12 protein-coding genes are annotated in these 17,257 nt (G+C 65.5%); 5 read left to right on the top strand and 7 right to left on the bottom strand.

Annotation, left to right across the window (positions count from 1 at the left end; all coding sequences use genetic code 11):
- Window positions 1-730 precede the first annotated feature (730 nt).
- The 5 genes from prsT to F792_RS0105190 all read right to left on the bottom strand — a co-directional run bounded on the left by prsT (window position 731) and on the right by F792_RS0105190 (window position 9,242).
- Complete coding sequence (gene prsT / locus F792_RS0105170; RefSeq protein ID WP_231362631.1) at window positions 731-3,574, bottom strand: XrtA/PEP-CTERM system TPR-repeat protein PrsT; 2,844 nt, start codon at window positions 3,572-3,574, stop codon at window positions 731-733.
- 11 nt (window positions 3,575-3,585) lie between these two features.
- Window positions 3,586-4,923, bottom strand: a complete 1,338-nt coding sequence (gene prsR / locus F792_RS0105175) for a PEP-CTERM-box response regulator transcription factor (protein ID WP_018144846.1) — start codon at window positions 4,921-4,923, stop codon at window positions 3,586-3,588.
- Window positions 4,924-4,984: 61 nt separating this feature from the next.
- Window positions 4,985-7,033, bottom strand: a complete 2,049-nt coding sequence (prsK, locus tag F792_RS0105180) for an XrtA/PEP-CTERM system histidine kinase PrsK (protein WP_018168659.1) — start codon at window positions 7,031-7,033, stop codon at window positions 4,985-4,987.
- A 7-nt stretch (window positions 7,034-7,040) separates the two neighbouring features.
- Window positions 7,041-8,435 carry a TIGR03013 family XrtA/PEP-CTERM system glycosyltransferase gene (locus F792_RS0105185; protein ID WP_018168660.1) on the bottom strand — a complete coding sequence of 465 codons (1,395 nt, stop codon included), beginning with the start codon at window positions 8,433-8,435 and terminating at the stop codon, window positions 7,041-7,043.
- A 159-nt stretch (window positions 8,436-8,594) separates the two neighbouring features.
- A complete protein-coding gene (locus F792_RS0105190; RefSeq protein ID WP_018144849.1) occupies window positions 8,595-9,242 on the bottom strand; it encodes an XrtA/PEP-CTERM system exopolysaccharide export protein in 648 nt (215 codons plus the stop codon).
- 250 nt (window positions 9,243-9,492) lie between these two features.
- On the opposite strand from F792_RS0105190, the gene F792_RS0105195 reads away from it, so the two are divergent.
- From F792_RS0105195 to F792_RS0105205, 3 genes are all read left to right on the top strand, one after another.
- Window positions 9,493-10,269 carry a YdcF family protein gene (locus tag F792_RS0105195; RefSeq protein ID WP_018168661.1) on the top strand — a complete coding sequence of 259 codons (777 nt, stop codon included), beginning with the start codon at window positions 9,493-9,495 and terminating at the stop codon, window positions 10,267-10,269.
- 43 nt (window positions 10,270-10,312) lie between these two features.
- A complete protein-coding gene (gene galE / locus F792_RS0105200; protein WP_018168662.1) occupies window positions 10,313-11,293 on the top strand; it encodes a UDP-glucose 4-epimerase GalE in 981 nt (326 codons plus the stop codon).
- A gap of 66 nt (window positions 11,294-11,359) precedes the next feature.
- Window positions 11,360-11,704: a nucleotidyltransferase family protein gene (locus F792_RS0105205; RefSeq protein WP_018168663.1), complete on the top strand. Its 345-nt coding sequence runs from the start codon at window positions 11,360-11,362 to the stop codon at window positions 11,702-11,704.
- 21 nt (window positions 11,705-11,725) lie between these two features.
- Here the strand turns inward: F792_RS0105205 and F792_RS0105210 are convergent, their stop codons facing one another.
- Together F792_RS0105210 and F792_RS0105215 are read right to left on the bottom strand one after the other, a co-directional pair.
- The gene (locus F792_RS0105210) at window positions 11,726-14,926 is read right to left on the bottom strand and encodes a DUF3427 domain-containing protein (protein WP_018168664.1); all 3,201 of its coding nucleotides are present in this window, start codon (window positions 14,924-14,926) and stop codon (window positions 11,726-11,728) included.
- A complete protein-coding gene (locus tag F792_RS0105215; RefSeq protein WP_026305905.1) occupies window positions 14,923-15,336 on the bottom strand; it encodes a (deoxy)nucleoside triphosphate pyrophosphohydrolase in 414 nt (137 codons plus the stop codon). The genes F792_RS0105210 and F792_RS0105215 overlap by 4 nt, the downstream gene beginning before the upstream one ends.
- A gap of 995 nt (window positions 15,337-16,331) precedes the next feature.
- Here F792_RS0105215 and F792_RS14790 point away from each other — a divergent pair.
- Together F792_RS14790 and F792_RS15085 are read left to right on the top strand one after the other, a co-directional pair.
- Window positions 16,332-16,727 (top strand): hypothetical protein, encoded by a 396-nt coding sequence (locus tag F792_RS14790; protein WP_156000289.1) that lies wholly within the window; start codon window positions 16,332-16,334, stop codon window positions 16,725-16,727.
- Between the two features lie 113 nt (window positions 16,728-16,840).
- A complete protein-coding gene (locus F792_RS15085; RefSeq protein ID WP_196799400.1) occupies window positions 16,841-17,044 on the top strand; it encodes an HNH endonuclease in 204 nt (67 codons plus the stop codon).
- The last annotated feature ends 213 nt before the right edge of the window (window positions 17,045-17,257 follow it).

A 17,257-nucleotide genomic window follows, 5' to 3' on the forward strand; every position in this document is an offset into this window, starting at 1 on the left:
TTGATGGCCCTCCCCCCGGGGCATCGAGTTGAGGGCTCCCTTCGGGGAGCCCTTTTTTTGTTCCGCGATCCGGGCCCGGTACTACAGCGGTCATGGACCCTCGTGCGAACCGGCCAACCCCTCTCCCGCCACCCCCGGCAATCATCCGGCGACTGCCCCTGTTCGGACTCGCACCACCACCCCGGACCGACGCTCGCCCGCCCTTCGGATGTCCGCCTGGCCTGCCAGCGCAAGACTATCAATGCACCACTCGAACTCGAGCCCCGTCCTTCGGAGGCGTGTGAGGCTAGCGCCCCGTATGCCCGAGCCCCCGCTGCACCCCGACCAAGATGCGAACGGGCCGGTAGCACCACGACCGGACTGCGCGCCGCGCCGGGTCTCGGGATACACGGGGCATCACCGCGATGCCGGCACATTCATCAGCGTCTCCCAGGCACCTGCGAAGACACCAGGAGCATGGCAGTGGGCCGTAGTCGAGGGGACGGATAACCCGGCCCCGAAACCGTGGCATTGGCTCATCCCCGCCGACATCCGGTCGCGGGCCGTGCCGGCCGCCGCGAGCGGCCCCCCGGCCGAGCGCAGCCGTCAGATACCAGACAACGAAGTAATGTCCGGGCCGACCCGGGATTACAGGACCGGCCGGACGGATGGATGTGCGGCGACCAGGCTGTCGCACACAACAAAGGGGCTGCTCTCGGCAGCCCCCTTGATCGACCGGTTCGTGCCGGGTCTACAGGCGATCGAGCAGCGCTTCGGCATCCGCCCGCTGGGGGAACTGGTCGTGCCTGTCCAGCACGCGACGCAAGCGTTCAGCAGCGGCGTCGCGCTCGCCCCGTTCGCTTTCCGCCCAGGCCAGGTGGTACTGAATGCCCGGATCATCCGGGGCAAGCTCGCTGGCACGGCCAAGGATGTCTGCGGCCTCTACAGGCTCACCGGCGTGGATCAGCACCGCGCCCAGGGTGTCCAGCACCGGAGCCGCCTCCGGTGCCAGCTCGGCGGCCCGGCGCGCATGCTCCAGCGCCTGCCGGGTATCACTCTCGCGCAACGACCATGCGAGGTTGTTGAGCGCAATCACGTCGTCGCCATCCTGCTCGACGATCCGACGGTACGAATCCACCGCTCCGGACCGGTCGTCCGCCGCCATCTGCTGCGCCGCGTGGATATGCCATGTCGCCAGGTCCTGCGGATTTTCATCCAGCCAGGCGGCCAGCGTGGCCCGTCCCGCATCGCCATCCCCGGCTTCGCGCTGCGCCTCCGCCAGTGCATGCACCCAGTCCCGACGTTGCGAACCCGGGTCCGCCAGTGCGGCCCGGTAATGCCGCACGGCGGCGGCTGGGTCGTCCCGCTGCATGGCCGCGCGGCCCAGCAAGGCCTGGACCTCGCTGCGGTTCTCGTAGAGCTCCTCCAGGCGCGCCAGATGGGGCTCGGCATCGCTCATGCGTTCCTGATTGAGCAGGCCCCGGGCCAGAAGCAGGCGGGCCCGGTAGTGGTCCGGCTGCTGCTCCAGGAGCTCGCGAAGCGTGCTCTCGATCGCGGCATCGTCACCGGCCTGCGCATGCGCGCGGGCCAGGGCGAGGCGCAGGTTCACGTTGTCCGGCGCCTGTTCGACGGCCTCCGCGAGACTTGTCACCGCGGCATCCGGACGATTGAGACTCTGCTGGACGTCCGCCAGCGCATACAGCAGGTCCGGATTCCCGGGGTGATGTTCACGCGCGGCCAGGAGCGTCTGCAGGGCCTGCTCCGGTTGGCCGCTCTGAAGCTGGATCTGGGCCAGGGTGAGATGCGGCGGCAGCAACTCGGGCTGCGAATCGATGGCCGTTTGCAGCCAGCGCGCCGCCCCCTGGTGGTCGCCATCCTGCAGGCTCATGTTGGCCAGGCGCTGGGCCGAACGGGCATGCCCCGGGTCGCGCTCCTGGATCGCTTCCAGCACCTCGCGCGCCGCCCCGCGATTGCCGACCTGGAGTTCCAGGCCAGCGAGGTTCATCGCCACGGATATATCGTCCGGGTCCAGCGCGACGCCCTCGCGGAAGGCCGCCCGGGCCTCGTCGGTTCGCCCCAGCCCCATCAGGGCAGCGCCCTGCAGGCTCAGCGGACCGGCCGCTTCCGGCTGGAGCTCCTGCAGACGCTGTGCCCGCTCGAGTGCCTCGTCGTAGCGTCCTGTCTGCAACAGGTACAGCACCAGCGTGGTATCCACCTGCTGGGCCGAGGCCTCGCCGCCTCCGGCGGCGCGCAGCGCATCCAGACCTTCTTCCGTCTCCCCGCCCCGGAGCAGCGCCACCGCCAGCAATTCCTGGAGATCCTGCGAACCCGGGCTCGACGCAGCCGCGTCGCGCAACGCATCGATGCCGGCTTCGGAATCGCCGGCAACCAGCAGCAGTCGCCCGCGCAGCTCGGCCATGTCGGCCGGCTCGCCGGTGTAGTCGCGGCTTGCCCGCTCCACGAACTGCAGGGCATCCTCCACGCGATCCTGTTCCAGATAGATCGCCGTCAGCGTACGAATACCCTGCAGCGATCCGGGGCTCTCCTGAACATGACGATTGAGGTTGTGTTCGGCCTGCTCCATGTTGCCGAGACTGCGATGAGCCAGGCCGAGGCCCAGAAGCGCCGGGCTGTAGGAGCGATTCCCGGCCAGGGCCTGCTCGAAACTCGCCCGCGCTTCGCTATGCCGCTCCTGCTCCATCAGGAGCATCCCGTCCAGATAATGCACGCCCGGATGCGACGAGCCGCCTTGCTTCAGGCCGTCGACATCCGCCCGTGCACCCTCGTAATCACCGGCATTCAGACGCACCATCGCCCGCGCCATGTGATCGCGCCCCGAGGCCGGGCGCACTTCGATGGCCCGGCTGAAGGCCTCTTCCGCACCCTCGGGGTCGCCGGTGATGCGCCGATACTCGCCCAGGAGACTCCAGGCCTGTCCCAGCTCGGGCTGCAGGTCAAGGGCCTGCTCCAGGGATGCGATCGCGTGCTCGGCATCGCCCTGGGCCATCGACAGGTGGGCATGCGCCAGGGCCTGTAACGGCTCCTGCTCGCGCTCTCCAATCTGCGCCAGCTCGCCTTCCGCCGCCTCGCGCTCGCCGACGGCCGCGAAGGCGACGGCCCGCAAGGCGTGCAGCCGCGGCCGTTCCTCCGCCGCCAGGTCCTCTGGCACCTCCTGCTCACGGATGCGCACAAGACGATCGGTCGCGAACCACGCCTCGGCCAGCGGCAACGCCACCTGAGCGTCCGGGATCCCGAGCGACTGCGCCCGCCCCAGCTGACGCAGCGCCTCCTCGGGGTTGTTCAACTGCAGGTACACCACCCCGAGCCTTTGCCGAGTGGCGGGGGCATCGGTATTCAGCTGCAGGGCATTGCGGTACTCGATGCGCGCGCCCTGGTAGTCGCCCTTCTCCTGCAGGGCCTGGGCGCGTTCGAGGTAGTCCTGTTCGCTGCCCGCCCCGATCTGGTCGCAGCCGGCCAGACCCACACCGGTGGCCAGCACCACGGCCAGGGCCAGGGGCTTCAGCCGCCCGTTCGGTATCCGGTTGGAGCGGGGCCGGGCAAGCCCGGCGTCTTCTTGCATGTATCGGGTAGTCACTATGGTGCTCCTCATCTGAGCCCGTACTTGTCGAGCAGGCCGTAGAGCGTTGGACGGGTAATGCCGAGAGTGTCGGCTGCCTGGGCGATGTTGCCGTTCGTGCGCCCCATCGCCTTGATTACGGATTGATATTCGGCCCGGTCACGGGCCTCGCGCAGGCGCTCCGGCGGCGGATCCTGATCCCGGTCCTGCAAGCCGAGGTCTTCCGCGGTCACCAGATTGCCGTCGGCCATGATTACGGCGCGCCGGATCAGGTTCTCCATCTCGCGCACGTTGCCGGGCCAGCTGTGGCCCTCGATCGCCCGCAGCGCATCGGCAGTGAAGCCGCGGCGGGGTTTGCCCTGCTCGCGGGCGAAGCGTTCCAGAAGCGCATGCGCCAACAGGGTTGCGTCACCCTGACGTTCGCGGACCGGGGGGATGTCGATGGCGATCTCGCTAATGCGATAGAACAGGTCCTCGCGAAAATCGCCCGAGCGGATCAGCGCCTGGAGGTCCTGATTGGTCGCACCGATGATGCGCACATCCACCGGGATCTCGTTGCGCCCGCCCAGGCGCTCGACCGTGCGCTCCTGCAGAAAGCGCAGGAGCTTGGCCTGCAGGCTCTGCGGAAGATCGCCGATCTCGTCCAGGAACAACGTGCCCTTGTCGGCGTGTTCGATCTTGCCGATGGTCTGACGGGTAGCACCGGTGAAGGCGCCCTTCTCGTAGCCGAACAGCTCGCTTTCCAGAAGGTTCTCGGGGATCGCGGCGCAGTTGATCGCAACGAAGCGCTCCTTGGCGCGGTTACTCAGATCATGGACGGCGCGCGCCAGGACCTCTTTGCCGGTGCCGCTGTCACCCAGCAACAGCACCGTCGCGTCGGAGGGCGCCACGCGTTCCACCATGCGGCAGACCTGAAGCATGCGCGGATCCGCGGTGATGAGCCCGGACAGCGAAGAGACGCCGCCACGGGCCAGGCGCCGATTCTCCTCCTCGAGCTCGTACAGCCGCGCGGCGCGGTCCACGATCAGACGCAGGAGTTCGGCGTCTACGGGCTTGATATAGAAATCGTAGGCCCCCAGGGCAACGGCCTTCAGGGCGTTCTCGCGATCATCGTTGCCGGTGACCACGATCACCTTGACCCCGGGATTGAACGCCAGGATCTCCTCCAGGAGTGCCAGGCCCTCGGTGGCGTTTGCGGGGTCCGGGGGCAGACCCAGGTCCAGCGTGACCAGCTCGGGCTCGTGACGGCGCATGTGGGACATCGCGCTGGCACGATCCTGGGCCTGGAGGATCTCGTAGCCGTCCAGACACCAGCGCAACTGGCTTTGCAGGCCGGTGTCATCCTCGACAATCAGAAGCTTGAGCATCGACTCCATTACATTGCACCCGGCCCGGGGAGGACGTGATGGTGGACGGCGGGGAGGGTTGTCATGCGCCGTGCTGCGGCAGGCGCAACGTGAAGGTGGTCCCCTCGCCGATGCGGCTGGAAACATCGATCCGCCCGCCCATCCGGACCACCAGGTCGCGGGCCTCATACAGCCCAATACCCATGCCGGCGTTTCCCTTGGTGGTCTGAAACGGACGGAAGAGCCGCCGACGAACGAAGTCCTCGTCCATGCCGGACCCGTTATCCTCGATTCCGATAATGACCCATTGATCCCGGGTTTTCAGGGTCAAGGTTATATCGCCGTTATCCGGTGTGGCCTCCTGCGCATTCCGCACCAGGTGGAGCAGCACATTCCGCAGGGCGTCACGGTTTCCGAGGACCTCCGCGGATGTGTCGATCGCCACTCGGGGCAGCGGATGGATCTCGCGGCTATCGCCGGCGACCTCGCGCAGCAGGGCGTCCATGTCGATCGCCTGACGCGGGCTGTCGGCACCCGGTTGCGCCTTGCGCAACTGGGCGAGGGTGCGTTCCAGACGCTCGCGTGCATTGCCGACGGTGCGGAAGGCGTCCGCCACGAACTCGGGGTTGTCACGGTGACGCTCGGCGTTGGAGCTGATCAGGGACAGCTGGGCCGATACGTTCTTGAGGTCGTGGACCAGAAACGCCGCCAGCCGGTGGAAGGTCTCGAATTGACGCGCCTCCAGCAGCGCCTCGTCGGTCTGCACCAGGGCCACGTAGACCGCCAGCTGACGGCCCGCGGTCTTCAGCAGGTCGCGCTCCTCCCAGTCGATACGGTGCCGTGCCCGCGGCTGGGCGAGCACGACAAAGCCCTCCAGACCATCGCTTTTCAGGAGCGGCACCACGGCCCAGTGGCGCGGATTGTCGACCAGCCACTGCGGCAGATCGAGCCCGTGATAGAACGCCGGATCGCGGCGGAACTCGTCAATATCGATCACCCAGCCGGAGTGCGTCAGAAACGCCACCAGCGGGTCGTCCGGTTCCATTGACGGATAGTCCGGCTGGCCCAGATTCAGGACCCCGTCGAGGGCGAAGGTGCTGTCGTCCCGACGAACCCACAACAATCCCCCCGGACTCTCGACCAGCTCGCCAATGGCCTGGATGGCCCGCTGGCGAAACGGGGTCTCGTGGTCCGTCTGCGCCAGGGTGCCGGTAAACCGCAGCCACTCCTGGCGGTAGTCGTAGCGATAGTTGAAGAAGTGCTTGGCCAGCCAGACGCGCAACTGGGCGCGGACGCTGCCGGAAAAGAGCACGATCGCCAGGAGCAGCACGGCCCCGAACAGCAGGGTGACCTGCAGCAGCGCGCCCAGATCGCCCCCGTGGTGGCGCAGGTAATACCCCGCGCCCCCGACCGCCAGCAGATACAGCCCGGCCCCGAACAGCGACGCGGTGTGAAACAGCAGATGGCGGGACACCGTGGGCCCCTCGCGGTGCGGCAGGCGCCGGCTCACCGCGACCGCGAGCAACGGGACCACTAGCGCGTTGACGAACCCGCGGGCCTGCCAGGACGGGCTGTCGATCGTCTGGAACAGCACCAGATCCGCAAACAGGAACAGGTCGAACGCGAACAGGCCACCCAGGCCCAGGCAGAGGAACTTGATCTCCCAGCGATTCTGCGGCGGCGTGTTGCGGTAGACCTGCTCCACCAGCACCAGTCCGGCAATCGCCATCAACAGGGTTGCCAGCCCCGGCCAGATGGCGCCCAGCAACTGTGGCCACAGCATCGGCACCAGGATGAACAGCAGGAACGCCGTGGTGGCCGCCCCCCACCAGCGCAACGCACGCGGCTCGACCCCGGGGCGGCTGCCACTGCCGGCGAGCAGCGCCAGCAACACCGCAAACCAACCGGCATTGCGCGCCACCTCCATCACCCCACCGGAGATCGCGGCACTGGTCCCGTAGTGCCAGGCCAGAAAGCCCAGATATCCCGCCCATCCCACCGACAGCAGCGAGGCCAGCACCATCCACAGGGCCGAGGGGCGATTGCGCCAGCGCACCACGGTCACAACGGCCAGGACCAGGAACGCAAGTGCCGCCGTCAGATAGCTCGTCGCGGCCAGGGGCATCAGCATCGCGGATTCAGCGGGCCCCGCGGCCGAACAGCACAACCTTGACGGTCTCGAACAGGATCAGGATGTCCAGAAACAGGGTGTGATTCTTCACGTAATACAGGTCGTACTGCAGCTTCTGCCGCGCATCCTCGACCGAGGCCCCGTAGGGATACCGCACCTGAGCCCAGCCGGTGATCCCCGGACGGATGGTGTGGCGCGCGGGGAAATAGGGGATCTGCTCGGTGAGCTGTCCGACGAACACCGGCCGCTCCGGGCGCGGTCCGACGAACGACATGCTGCCCTGGAAGACATTGATGACCTGCGGCAGTTCGTCGATGCGCAGCTTGCGAATAATGCGCCCGACACGGGTGATGCGGTCGTCGTCATGCACCGCCCAGCGCGCGACGCCATCGACCTCGGCGTCCTCGCGCATGCTGCGGAACTTGCAGACCTCGAACGGGACGTTCCCCTGACCCACCCGGGTCTGCCAGTAGAACACCGGGCCGCGACTCTCCAGCTTGATCGCCAGGGCGGTGGCCAGCATCACCGGCAGGGTCGCCGCCAGCAGTGTGGCGCTGGCCAGCACATCGAACGTCCGTTTCACCGCGTTGCGCGTCCAGTGCTGCCGGAAGCCTTCGCCGAAGATCAACCAGCTGGCGTTCAGCGAGTCCAGCTGAACCTTCTGCAGTTCGCGCTCGAAGAAGCTCGAGACGTCGGTAACGGCAACCCCGTTGAGCTTGCACTCAAGCAGCTGCCCGATCGGCAGGTTGTGGCGTCGGTCGCGGATCGCGACCACGATCTCGTGTACTCGGTGCTCGCGCGCCATGTCCAGCAGGCTGGCATCGCTCCCGAGCTGGAAATGGCGTCCCGGATCCCGCGCGCAATCCTTCTCGCCCTGGGTAGCGATGTACCCGAGGACCCGATATGGCAGCTCTTCCGAATACTTGTCCGGATGGATCGTGTCGATCGCGCAGGCCCGGCTGCCGGTGCCCAGCACCAGAACCCGGCGCTTGAAGGCATCCGCCTCGGAAAAGTTGCGCCAGAGGGTCCTTTCGGCGACCAGACCGGTCAGCAGGAGCAGCACGCCGCCGCCGACTGCGGTCGGCGAAAACAGCGCAGCCGGGACCATGGCGCCATAGGCCAGCAGCAACCCACCCACAACCAGGATGGCCGGAACCAGGCGCAGCAGCGACCGCAGCGTGCTGCGGGTCGCGAGGTAGTCGGATTCGTACAGGCCGGCCAGAGTCAGGACCACCAGGACGACCAGCGTCGCCACCATCAGCTGGGGGTCCAGCAGGCTGAGAGCCTCCGGCTGGAAGGGCGGCAGGGTCAGCACCGCATACAGGCACAGATACGCCACGAGCAACTCCGCGCCCGCGAGCATCAGGACGCGGCGGCGGATGTAGTGGCCAAAGATGCGCATGACTAGCCGCCTCGCCGAGGCGCGTACACAGAAGAGTTGTTCGTCCTTTTCAGGGGGTCCATGGCTACCGTCCCCGAGCCCGATCAATGGGGGCGGTCGTTCCCGGGTGGCGCCTCAAAGGCCCACCCACCCGGAAACCGGCCCCCCGTTCCGGGTTCGTCAGAAGCGTCGTTCAGGAATGATCAGCGTGTCACCGGGCAGCATGTCCACGTTGGCCGAGATATCGCCACCGTTGACCAGGTCGTCCAGGCGCACCCCATATTGCTTGCGCTCGCCATTCTCGTTACGCACGATCACTGCGCGATTGCCAGCGGCAAATTCGGTGATGCCGCCCACCGCGATCATCACGTCCATCACGCTCATCTCCTCGCGATATTGCAGCGCCTGCGGCGCGGCGGCCTGCCCGATCACGCGAATCTGGCGACTATAGGGCCCGGCAAAACCGGTCACCATCACCGTGACGATCGGGTCACGCAGGAAGCGGGACAGCTCCTCCTCCATCACACGAGCCAGCTCCGTGGGCGTCTGCCCGCTCGCCTGGACATCCTCGACCAGCGGGGTCGTAATTTGCCCGTCGGGGCGTACCGACACGCCAGTGGAGAGATCCGGGTTGCCGCGCACGGATACCTGCAGGGAATCGCCGGGACCGATGATGTACTGCTCGATCACCGTGCGCTCGATGGAGGTCGGGGCCTCCGGGTAATCCGTCGTGGCACAGCCTGCCAGCAACAAGGCCGGCAGTAGGATGACGAAGCCGAACCTTGGCCCGGACTTCGACCCGGCCTTTGGAGCATTGATCAGGGACATCACGACTCCCCCTTGGAGATTCTGGCGGTTGTTAGAGGCTTCACCCGACCGGGAACGGGGCCCGCACCGCGCCTCAAAGGTCGCGGAAACTGGCTACGCTTACCGGGAATACCGGATTCCACAAGCAACTTGATGTTAGGCCTCGGGTATGAACAGAGTCCACGTAAGGTCTTCATTCCCGGCGCTCCAGGACTAACGTTCGTGTTACGGAGACGTCGGGCCATCTACCTCCACCGAACAGGAGTGTCCCGTGGAGTTTCTGTCTCTCCGTTTCCTTGCCGACTGGTTTCTGCTCCCGCCCAGCGGACCGCTCCTGCTGGCCCTGGCGGGCCTGCTCCTGTACCGGACCCTGGCGGGCAAGGCCCTGTTGACCGGCGGGCTGCTCCTGACCTACGCATTCAGCATCCCGCCCGTCAGTCACGCCCTCATGGCCCCGCTGCAGGCCGCCTACTCGCCGCCCGACACGGCCGCGCTGGAACACGCCGAGGCCATCGTCGTGCTCGGCGCCGGGTATCGCAGTGGTGCGGCGGAATTCTCCGGCGAAACGGTCAACGACCTGGCCCTGGTGCGACTGCGCTACGCCGCCGCCCTGCACCGGCAAACCGGACTCCCCGTGGTCGCCACCGGTGGCGGCCCGCAGGACCGGGAACCGGAAGCCCGCTGGATGGCCGAGGTCCTGGAGGAGTTCGGCGTCAGTCCGGTGTGGCAGGAAACCCGTGCGCGCGACACGGAAGGCAATGCCCGGCACTCGGCCGCGCTGTTGCACGAACGCGGCATGCAACGCGTCCTGCTCGTCACCCATGCGCACCACCTGCCGCGCGCCACTGCGGCATTCGAGCGCGCCGGGCTGGAGGCCATCCCGGCCCCGACCGGCGCCTTCGTCGCCCACGACACGAGGCTCTCGTTAGGCGCCTTCAAACCCCAGGCTAACGCCATGCGCACCAGCTGGCTCGCCCTGCACGAGTACCTCGGTATTCTGTGGTATCGCTGGCAATACGGCCGTCGCCCGGCACCGCCGGACCCCTGACGCGCCCCGCCAGCACCAACCCATCACAACCGAGGGGCGACGGATGAATCTGCTGGTAACGGGCGGCGCCGGATACATCGGCAGCCATGTCCTGCAGCATCTGCGCAGGGGCGGGCACGACGTCACCGTGTACGACAACCTCAGCACCGGGCACGCATGGGCCGTGGGGGATGCCGAGCTGGTCGTCGGCGATCTGGCGGATACCGGGCGCCTGCGAGAAACGCTCGAACGCGGCTTCGACGGCGTGCTGCACTTTGCCGCGCACATCATCGTGCCGGAATCGGTCACCGACCCGCTCAAGTACTACGGCAACAACACCCGCAACACCTTCAACCTGCTGGAGGCCTGTGCCGCCACCGGCGTGCGCTACTTCGTGTTCTCCTCCACCGCCGCCGTCTACGGCATCCCCGACACCGTCTCGGTCGCGGAGGACGCCCCCCTACAGCCGATCAACCCCTACGGCGCCTCCAAGATGATGTCCGAGCGCATGCTGATGGACCTGGGCGCCGCCTCCGACCTGCGCTACATCAGCCTGCGCTACTTCAACGTGGCCGGCGCCGACCCCGAAGGCCGCCGGGGCCAGGCCACCCCCGACGCCACCCACCTGATCAAGGTCGCCTGCCAGGCCGCCACCGGCCAGCGCGACGGCATCACCGTATTCGGCACCGACTACGCCACCCGCGACGGCACCTGCGAACGCGACTACATCCACGTCGAGGACCTCGCCGCCGCCCACGTCCGCGCCCTGGAACACCTCGACGGTGGCGGCAACTCGCAGGTGCTCAACTGCGGCTACGGCCACGCCTACAGCGTGCTCGAGGTCATCGACGCCGTAAAACGCGCCAGCGGCGTGGACTTCCCCGTCACCCTCGGCCCGCGCCGCGAAGGCGACCCGCCCGCCCTGATGGCCGACGCGCGCCGCATCCGCCAGACCCTCGCCTGGGAACCGCAATACGCCGACCTCGACCTCATCGTCCGCCATGCCCTCGCCTGGGAGCAGAAGACTGCACTAGAGACCGCCTGATCCGTATCTCCCAGGCATTGAGGGCCGAATGCTATAGTCGAGCCAAAGCCCAAGGCGGTCCGAAACATGGCATCGATCCTCCACGCCAACACCGGAAACACGGCAGAGGCACCCCCGCCCCGCGAACGCGTGAACCACCTCGCGCATGCGACCGCGGAACTCGTGCGCGAAGAGTTCGGCAACGACGCACAGGTGTTCTGGTTCGGGTCCTGGCCGCGCGGCACCGCACGGTGGAACTCGGACATCGACCTCGCCGTACTCCCGGCCAGGGAGGTTTCCATCAGCGACTGGGGCCGGCTCCGCGGGCACATCGAGGATCTGCGCACCCTCTACACCTTCGACCTGGTTGACATGACCGAGGTCAGCGATGAATTGCGCAAGGAAATCGAGAGCGAGGGAATCCCGCTTTGAGCGCGGTCCAGCGAAACCGCGTTACAGGACCGTCCGACGGGCGAGGTGCAGGAGCCGGGCGGGCAGTTCGTAATCCAGCTCCCAGACGATGCTCATCGGCTTGCTACCTTCGTGGTTCTGGTAGCGAACCGGGCCACAGAAGGTGAATGGCTCGCTGAGGCCCGTCACATCACGTTTAGCGCGCCGAATGAACAGTATGGGGGTGTAGCCGAGCTCTTCGTGATGGATGTAGCGCTGCCCGGTTTCCGAGCTGGGCGAGGTGGCGGACTGCGACTGCCAGTGGAACCGCCGCTCGTTGAGGGCGTAGTCCTCGTACATGGTGGTGGGGGAGAACTCCTGCTCGGATTTTTCCAGGGTGACGAACAGCGCATCCACGCGCCGTTCCGGTACGTGCCGGACACCTTCCTGCTGGGTGATGGGCTTTTCCAGGCTCCCGAGCCCCAGCGCCAGCAGGATCTGCTCGCGGGTGTAGGACGCATGCAGCTCCAGCGGCCCCGTCTGCTCAGAGAAGGTGATGCCGCTGGCGGGCACGATGCGCTCGTGTCGCCAGGCGGCGACCTCCTGGAGATCCCGGTAAAGGGGGCGCTGTTCGCGGACGAAACCGTCCACGGCCGAGAGGTCCCCATCCCCCGGCCGTGTCTTGCCCCATAGCGTGCTGTGGACGAGGGCCAGTCGGAGCTGATCCTCTTCGGCAAGCTGCTCCACGTTCGCCGCCGGCTGCGCCAGATGGGTCTGCAGGGTTTCCAGCAACTGCCGGTCGTCACACCGCGCCAGGCGCTGCAGCCCGCGTTTGAGGCTGCTGGCATAGGGCCCCAGCGCCGCCGCCGATTCCCCTCCGCAGTCCGCGCGCAGCCGGGAGGGCAAGTCCTTGCGCAGCAGGTCTTCGGCATCATCCATATGCAGGCAGTCGAGCATCTTGGGCAGGCTCGCGGAGTCGATGTCCCCCTGGAAACAGGCCTTCAGCTCGCGCACGATCTGCGGGCGCTGGCGGTTGATCTGTGCACGGATGTTGTCGAGGACCCGCTGGGTGGCCAGGCGGTCGAGGTGAATCAGGCAACCGCTGGGCAGCCACGGGAAGCCCTCCTGGATTTGGTGATCCACCCGCTTCTCCGGCCGCGCACTCAAGGCCCGGAACCGATCGGCATAACGAAAACGCCGATCCTGCGGTGCGACGAAATCCAGCACGGTCAGGTGCGGCTTGCCCTCGTGCAAACGCAGGCCGCGGCCAATCTGCTGCAGGTAGACCGTGAGACTCTCGGTCGGGCGCAGCAGCAAAATGGTGTCCACCTCGGGCAGGTCCACGCCCTCGTTGTAGAGGTCCACCGTAAAGATGAAGCGGATGCGCCCCTCGCGCAGGTCGCGCTGTACCGACTGCCGCTCGTGGTCCGAGCTCTCGCCGGTCAGCACCGCGCTGGGCACCTGCTTGGCCGAAAAATGCTCCGCCATAAACCGCGCATGGGCGCGACTGATACAAAAGCCCAACCCGCGAACCGAGCCGAGATCCGTCGCGTGTTCATGGGCCTGCTGCAGGACCCAATCGGCGCGCGCCCGGTTGCCGGTGAACACCCCTTCCAGCTCTTCGGCGTCATAGCCCCCGCGCCGCCAGCTCACCCGGCTCAGGTCCACGGATTCGTGGTCGGCCACGCCGAAGTAGTGGAACGGCACCAGCAACCGACGCTCGATCGCATCCGGCAGGCGGATCTCGTGGGTGTAGCGGTGGCCGAAGTGTTTGCGGATGTCGTCGGCGTCCGTGCGCTCCGGCGTCGCCGTCAGGCCCAGCAGGCACTTGGGCCGCACATGGTCGAGGATGCGCTGGTAGCTGCCGGCGGTACTGTGGTGCGCCTCATCCAGCACCACGTAATCGAAATGCTCCGGGGCCAGCCGGTCGAGGTCTCGCGCATTCCAGCTCGCCACCGTACAGAACAGATGGCGGTCCTGACTCGGGCGCGCCCCGCCCACCAGCAAGTCACCGAATTCGTGGTCCTGCAGCACTTGGCGGAAGCTCGCCATTGCCTGACGCAGGATCTCCTCGCGGTGGGCGATGAACAGCAACGACGGGCGCCCTTTATCCGCCTGCTCACGCGCAAAGCGCCGATAGTCGAACGCGGCGATCATGGTCTTGCCGGTCCCGGTGGCGGCGATCACCAGATGGCGGTCGATGCCCGAACGGCGTTCGCGCTGGATGTCCTCCAGGATCTCCTGCTGAAAAGCGTAAGGCCGCAGGTCGAAGAACGCGGTGGCGTCTTTCTGCGCCCCGGGCCCTGAGCTGGATTCCGACTCCAGCGCCTGTTGCAGGCGCGGAAGGTCATCCGTCGTGAGCGGTTCGAACTCCGCCGGGTCGGCCCAATGTGCCTCGAACGAGGTCTGGATCTGGCGCCACATATGCGGCAGCTCGTACTCGCTGACCTTGGCCGTCCACTCCAGCCCCTCATCCATCGCGACGCGCGAGACATTCGCCGAGCCGATGTAGGCACTACCGAACCCCGTGCTCCGATGGAACAGGTAGGCCTTGGCATGCAGGCGCGTGCGGTGCGTGTCGTACGAGACCCGAATCTCCGTGTTCGGCAGGCTTAGCAGAAACTCGATCGCTTTGAGATCGGTGGCCCCGAGGTACGAGGTCGTCGCGATCCGCAGCCTGGGTGCGCCATCAGCGGTCGGGGTTTCGGTAAAGCGCTTCAGCGTTTCGCGCAGGGCGCGAATCCCGCTCCACTTGATGAAGGACACCAGCCAGTCGGCGCGCTCCGCACTGGCCAGTTCTTTCTCGATCTGCGTGACCAGGCTGGGTGTGCGATCCGAACCAGTGAGCAGGCTGGAAAGAGCCAGCGGCACATCCGGCCGTGGCGTCTCCTGCTGCCCTACCCGGTCAGCCGCCGGGGAGCGCACCTCCAGCAACTGCCGAAACGGCGGCTGCGGAAGGTCTTCCTCGATCCCCGAAAGCGGATGTCCCGCCGCCGCCAGCGCATCCGCAAGCCCCTGCACGGCCCGGGTCCAGTCCTCGTGCCCCTTTTCGCGCAACTCACCCGCGCGCTCCGCGAGCCGCTGGGCCAGCTCGGCGACCAGGCTCATCGCCAGACCGTCGCCCTCCAAAACCTGGCTCCAGCGGGCATGGTCTTCCAGCCCCAGGGCTTCCAGCGCCCGCCGGACCCGCGGCGTATCCAGCCGCTCATGCAGGCCGACCCATTGGACATCGGACAGGGATTTGGCGGCGCTATCTCGGCTCATTCGGAACATGCAGCAATAAAGGCTTCAAGCAAGGGGATGTCCGCAGGCGCAAGCTCGAGCCCTTGAGCCTCCAATGGCGACACCCAGCGCCAGCGATCATGCACCGTCAGCACCGGGCTCTCGTCATCCGTCCACGCCCGCAGCGCCACCAACTCAAGGCTTCCGTTACCCGGAATCGGTGTGCGCCCGATCTCTTCCCCCACCCGGACCTCCATCGCCAGCTCTTCACGGAATTCGCGGCACAACGCCGCCTGCAGCCTCTCGCCCGGCTCCGCCTTGCCCCCGGGGAATTCCCAATACCCGGCCAGAGCCTGATCGGCCCCGCGACGCGCGAGAAAGATCCGCCCCTGCGCGTCCTCCAGAATGCCGCAGACCACCAAAGCCCTATTCGCTTCTATGAGCGTTTCCAACACTGACTCTCCATTTCCCCTGGTCAGATCCTACCAGGGAACACCGCCACGGCTCCTGCCGGGAACCCAACTCTCAGGCCACGCCTGGTCGCTCCTCCCGCCACGCCAATTCCGGGATAACCGTGATATCCCGATTCTGTCTAGCACCGGGCTCTGTCACGCCCGTGCCGCCAATCTCCTCGTCTCGACCCAACCCAGTCCACCCGCAAGCGTTCAACGCCAGCCCCTGCGTCTCACCCACGTTGGGCCGGAGGACGGATGTAAGTCGTTGACCAAGAGCCGGTTGATGCTCGTCCAAGCGGGTGGGGCGCTCCGCCACTCGACGCGACGAATGTGACCATGATAAAAGCTTGGTTTGCATTTAACGCTCTACCAGCGACGAGCGAACGCCCGGACAATATGCAGAATGTGCGTATCATAAATATCAAATATTCTGTCTAACCTACTGTTAAGACGCGAAGAGAGGTCATGTGAAACTCGAGACACAGGTTACTGGCAATATTGGTTTGTATTATGTGTGCTATCACTTGTCCCGAATGGGCTGGAATGTGATGCCAACCTCTCGAAATGCACGTGGAATTGACCTTATTGCTTATGACACGACTGGGACCGAGTTCATTGGGGTCCAGGTGAAAGCGCTAACAAAGCGAGCCCCCGTGCCGTTAGGTTCGAGTCTGGGCAAACTTATGGGTGACTGGTGGGTAGTCGTTAATAATATTGGCAAGGAGCCATCGACCTATATCCTTCGACCAAGCGAAGTGCGGCATTTGGCTCATAGGGGCGAGAAGGACGGTCGGGTCAGTTATTGGCTCCAGCCGAGATCATATTGTGTGGACGAATTCAGTGAAGCCTGGGGAAGAATCGGCGATGGTCACTAGCGTCTTAACCAGTCGCTCGAGTACGCTTCGGCCCAAGTCGGGCCTCCGCCGGACGGGCTTTCCGCTCCGCTCCAAGCCCGCCACTCAGCTTTGCGTTATGCGCAAAAGGAACATTGAATGAGTGATCGATTGGTTGAAGACGGCTTTCTCGTTGGCGCTTGGCAGTACAACAAAGAAAGTCCGCCGCGCAAAATCTTCCCGTATTTGGTCAAGAAACGCGGAAGCAAAGAAAGGATGTTCGATGTCTCGCTTTCAGGAAGAAGCGACTCATACATAGGAATTTCGATCCAAGAGTTTGTGGATCGCCTTGGTGCTGGGCAGCTCCCAAAAGAATGCACAGTTCGCATGAAGCCTCTTACCAACAATCAGGGCATGAGCAACGGCTGGTTAGTGCGCAATATCCAGATAGAAGGTGAGCTACAAAAGGTCTTACAGGAAATTCGCACAAAGAAAAGAAAAGAAAAGCTCCGAACACACTCGAAGAAGAGCAAGCGGCATTTAAACGGTCCGTAGATGATGCGGCGCAATTAAGCGATGAAGAACTGAGTAAACGCCTACCACAATCAGATCATCCACCAGAACAACGTACGGTCACAACAACGGTGTATGTTCGCAATCCTTTCGTCGTGGAAGCTGTTCTTAGGCGCGCACAAGGAGTTTGTGAGAGCTGTGGTGAAGATGCGCCGTTCACCAAAAACAGTGATGGCGCTCCATACTTGGAAGTGCACCATAAACTGCCTTTAGCAGAAAAATGTCCAGATTCAGTCAACAACGCAATCGCGTTGTGTCCAAATTGCCACAGAAAAGCACATTATGGAACAAGCGCATAACAAGGTGTTCAAGTCGCTCGCTATGTTCACTGGGACGTCTGGTACTCCGCAGCTTATCGTCGGAACTTCGGGGTCGGACCTTGCCTTTTGCCCTGCGCGGCCCCACCTGCTCACGCATTCCACCATGCCGTTGATGAGCGACCGCACGAGCACTCCCCCATCGCTACCCGAGTGACCTTTGACCGCTGCAAGGGCGGGGTCTAGCGTCAAACG

Origin of the sequence: Thioalkalivibrio sp. ALMg9 (genome assembly GCF_000380625.1) — a bacterium.
Lineage (GTDB): Bacteria > Pseudomonadota > Gammaproteobacteria > Ectothiorhodospirales > Ectothiorhodospiraceae > Thioalkalivibrio > Thioalkalivibrio versutus.